2 protein-coding genes are annotated in these 2,762 nt (G+C 72.5%); both read left to right on the top strand.

The window, feature by feature from the left end; genetic code table 11:
* The first annotated feature begins 145 nt into the window (after positions 1-145).
* Positions 146-1,738: an ABC transporter substrate-binding protein gene (locus DMH12_RS38080; RefSeq protein ID WP_125495816.1), complete on the top strand. Its 1,593-nt coding sequence runs from the start codon at positions 146-148 to the stop codon at positions 1,736-1,738.
* A gap of 32 nt (positions 1,739-1,770) precedes the next feature.
* On the top strand, positions 1,771-2,739 hold the full coding sequence (locus DMH12_RS38075; RefSeq protein ID WP_125495815.1) for an ABC transporter permease: 969 nt from the start codon (positions 1,771-1,773) through the stop codon (positions 2,737-2,739).
* The last annotated feature ends 23 nt before the right edge of the window (positions 2,740-2,762 follow it).

Here is a 2,762-nt window from a genome sequence, read left to right as displayed (position 1 = left end):
GCCACCGCGTACGGGAACCGGGCCCGGACGCCCCGGGGGGCCCGGGCCCGGGCGGTGCCCCCGCCCCGCGCACCCCCACCTGGCTTGACGCTTTAATGCCACCGATGTGCAATAACGGCGCACCGTCAACAAGCGTGGGGGAGACATGACAACCCGTCGGATACGAAGTGCCGCCGTCGCGGCGGCGGTCGCCGTCGGCGTCACCGCCTGCTCCGCGCCCGGCGATGGCGGAACGGGCGACGACGCCAAAGCGGCCGAGTCCGTGGTGATCGGGGTGGGCTCCGAACCGGACACCCTCAGCCCGCTGCTCGGCTACGGCAAGGACGGCAACTCCAAGATCTTCGACGGGCTGCTCGCCCGCGACACCGACCTGAAGCTGAAGCCGGCCCTCGCGACCGCCCTGCCGAAGATCACCGACGGCGGCCGGACCTACACGTACACCCTCCGCGAGGGCGTGAAGTTCAGCGACGGCGAACCGCTCACGGCCCAGGACGTGGTCTACACGTACCGCACCGTCCTCGACGAGAAGACGAACAACACCGCCCGCAGCGAACTCGACGCCGTCGAGGACGTCCGCGCGACCGGTGACGACACCGTGGTCTTCACGCTCAAGTACCCCTACGCCGCCTTCGCCGCCCGCACCGTGCTGCCCGTCGTCCCCGAACACGTGGCGGGCGGGCAGGACCCCAACACCGGTGACTTCAACACCAAGCCCGTCGGCACCGGGCCGTACGTGCTCACCAACTGGAGCAAGGGCGAGAAGCTGGCCTTCAAGGCCAACCCGCACTACTGGGGCGACAAGCCCACCGTGAAGTCGTTCACCATGGCGGTCATCGCCGACGACAACGTGCGCGCCACCCGGCTGCGCTCCGGCGACCTCGACGGCGCCGTCCTGCCGCCCAACCTCGCGGCCACCTTCGAGAACGACAAGGGCAGGCGCACCTACGAGGCGAGGTCCTACGACTTCCGGGCCGTCACCCTGCCCACCTCCGGCAAGGTCACCGGCGACCGCGCGATCCGGCGGGCCCTGGACGCCGCCGTGGACCGCCGGGCCATGGTCGACAAGATCCTCGACGGTGCCGGCCGGCCGGCGTACGGGCCGCTGCCCGTCGACGACCCCTGGTACGAGCGCGGCATCGAGCGCCCGCGCGACCTCGCCAAGGCCGGGCGCGTCCTGGACGAGGCCGGCTGGAAGGCCGGTTCCGGCGGCATCCGCGCCAAGGACGGACAGCGCGCCTCGTTCACTCTGTACTACCCCTCGGGCGACAAGGTCCGCCAGGACCACGCGCTCGCCTACGCCTCCGACGCCAAGAAGGCCGGCATCGAGGTGAAGGTGGAGGGCGCCACCTGGGAGGTCATCGAGCCGCGCATGGGACGCGACGCCGTCCTCGCGGGCTTCGGCAGCGTCGGCGACCCCGACTTCGGCCTCTACACCCTGCTGCACTCCTCGCTCGCCGGCGACGGCTTCAACAACATGGCCCACTACGACGACCCGGCCGTGGACCAGGCCCTCGACACCGGCCGCCGCACCCAGGACCCGACAACGCGCGCCGCCGCCTACGACAAGCTCCAGAAGGCGCTCGTCGAGAACCCGGGCTACACCTTCCTCACCCACATCGACCACCTCTACGTCCTCGCCGACCGCTGGGACGGGCTGACCACCCAGCTGGAGCCGCACGAGCACGGCTTCGCCAGCGGGCCCTGGTGGAACATCGAGGACTGGCAGCCCAAGAAGTGACCCGGTCTCCCCGGCGCGTGCCCTGGGGAGCGATGGCACGGCTGGCGGGGCGGCGGGCGCTGTTCGCCGTCCCCGTCGTCCTCGTCGTCACCTTCGGGGTGTTCGCGATCGCCGCCGCCTCCCCCTTCGACCCCGTCAAGGCGTACGCCGGCACCGCCGCCCTCGGCGCCGACCAGGACACCCTGGACCGGCTGCGGGAGAACCTCGGTGTCGACCAGTCGTTCGTCGTCCGCTGGTGGAACTGGCTGACCTCCGCGCTCACCGGCGACCTCGGCCACTCCGGGGTGATGCGCCAGCCGGTGACCCAGGTCATCGGCGAACGCCTCGTCTGGTCCGCCCTGCTGTGCGCCGTCGCCTTCGCCGCCGCCGTCCTGGCCGGCACGGTCCTCGGCGTCCTGGCCGCCCGCCGCCCCGGTTCGCTGCTCGACCGGGCGGTCACCTCACTCGCGTACACCCTGGAGGCGGCACCGGTCTTCTGGATCGCGCTGCTCGCCGTGTGGCTGTTCGCCCTCCAGTGGGACGTCCTGCCGGCCGGCGGCCTCACCGACACCGCGAGCGAGCGGGTCACCCCCGGCCAGGTCGCGAGCCACGTCGCGCTGCCCGCGGGCGTGCTCGCCGTCTCCCAACTGCCGTGGTTCACGCTGTACGTGCGCCAAGGCGTCGGCGACGCCCTCGCGGAGGACCCGGTGCGCGGCGCGCGCGCCCGCGGCCTGGGGGAGCGCACAGTCCTGCTCGGGCACGCCCTGCGCTCGGGAGTGCTGCCGGTGCTCACCCTGATCGGCTCGCGCGTCCCCGAACTCATCACCGGCGCCCTGCTGGTGGAGACCGTCTTCAGCTGGCCGGGGATCGCCGCGGCCACCGTCGAGGCGGCCACCGCCGTCGACTTCCCGCTGCTGGCCGCCCTGACCACCCTCGCCACCGCCGCCGTACTCGCCGGCAACCTGCTCGCCGACCTGCTCTACGGACTGTTCGACCCGAGGGTGAAGCTCAGTGACATGTGACCCCGCCGCGCCGCCTCCCACCG

Source organism: Streptomyces sp. WAC 04229, assembly GCF_003947455.1.
Lineage (GTDB): Bacteria > Actinomycetota > Actinomycetes > Streptomycetales > Streptomycetaceae > Streptomyces.
This window is presented reverse-complemented; position numbering and strand designations above follow the sequence as displayed.

Coding starts and splice junctions, on each gene's coding strand:
- DMH12_RS38080 (WP_125495816.1), top strand. CDS start 146: ATGACAACCCGTCGGATACGAAGTGCCGCCGTCGCGGCGGCGGTCGCC.
- DMH12_RS38075 (WP_125495815.1), top strand. CDS start 1,771: ATGGCACGGCTGGCGGGGCGGCGGGCGCTGTTCGCCGTCCCCGTCGTC.